We start from the raw sequence: 1,234 nt of genomic DNA, 5'->3' as shown, positions 1-1,234 counted from the left end.
TATCCTATGTTCGCATTGCCCTTTACCTTGGGTTGCTGAGAAGGAAGAAGGCGGAGTAAGATTCTTCCTTATATCAGGCGTTCGAGCCTGCCTAATATGACAATCCCCGCCTTCTTCTAGGGTTACTTCGAACAGTTCCATTAGGCCCCGAGCTTGCATTAGGATAGCGACAGATGCCCTAGCATTCCTTCTCTGTTTTTCTTTCACCGCTTACTCCTTAGTATAATGAGCACCTCCGTGTCGGCTTCCGTTGTGGGTATTGATGTGAGCAAAGCCACGCTGGCTGTCTGCTACCACGAGCAGGGACACCTGCGTCATGTGGAGGTCAGCAACACCCGGGCCGGCTTTGCGCGGCTGGTGCAGGCGGCCGGCACCGATTGCCTGTACGTCCTCGAAGCCACCGGGACCTACTACCTCGCCCTGGCCTATTACCTGCACGAGCACGGCGCCCGCGTGACGGTCCTCAACCCGCTCGTCGCCAAGCGCTTTATCCAAATGCACTTGGGTAAGGGCAAGACGGACCGCAAAGACGCCCAGTGGCTGCTGCGCTACGGTCAGCAACAACCCGCGGTGTACTGGCAGCCGGATGAAGCGGTGTTGGTTGAATGCCGCCAACTCGAGCAGGTCAGCGAGCACCTGCTCAAGCAGCGGACGATGGTCACCAATTCCCTGGAGGCACTGGGGCAGCAGCCGGTTATCAATGCCGTCGCCTGGCAGCGCCTGCAACGGACCCGTGAGTTGCTCGACGAACAGCTGCAGGCGGTCGAGGCCGAATTGTTGGCCCTGCTCGAGACCCGGTATGCGCCGGAAATGGGCTTGCTGCGCTCGATTCCCGGCATCGGCCGTAAAACGGCCGGCATGCTGTTGCTGTTCGCCGGCGGCTTTACCCAGTGCGCCAACTACCGGCAGTTGATTGCCAAAGCGGGCCTCTCGCCGCGGGAACACAGCTCCGGATCGAGCATTCGGGGCAAGGTGCGCATCACCAAAATGGGCGGCGGGTTGATACGCAGCAAGCTCTACCTCTGCAGTTTATCCGCCAAACGGGCCAACGCCGCCTGCAAAGCGCTCTATGATCGACTCGTTGCCAAGGGCAAGAACGGCAAATTGGCCTTGATTGCCGTGTGCAATAAGCTCCTCAAACAAGCCTTTGCCATTGTCAAATCCGGTGTGCCCTATCAAGCAGATTTTTCTTCTTCTCTGGCCTGCAAGGCTTGACTTTTAACACAGTTCATAT

General features: G+C 57.9%; 1 protein-coding gene. It reads left to right on the top strand.

From position 1 onward, the window contains the following. Nucleotides 1–225 precede the first annotated feature (225 nt). Nucleotides 226–1,215, top strand: a complete 990-nt coding sequence (locus tag FY528_RS21120) for an IS110 family RNA-guided transposase (RefSeq protein ID WP_149072989.1) — start codon at nucleotides 226–228, stop codon at nucleotides 1,213–1,215. Nucleotides 1,216–1,234 lie beyond the last annotated feature (19 nt).

Origin of the sequence: Hymenobacter lutimineralis (assembly GCF_008271285.1) — a bacterium.
Taxonomy (GTDB): Bacteria; Bacteroidota; Bacteroidia; order Cytophagales; family Hymenobacteraceae; genus Hymenobacter; species Hymenobacter lutimineralis.
The sequence above is the reverse complement of the archived record's forward strand: the minus strand, read 5'-3'. Positions and strand labels throughout refer to the sequence as shown.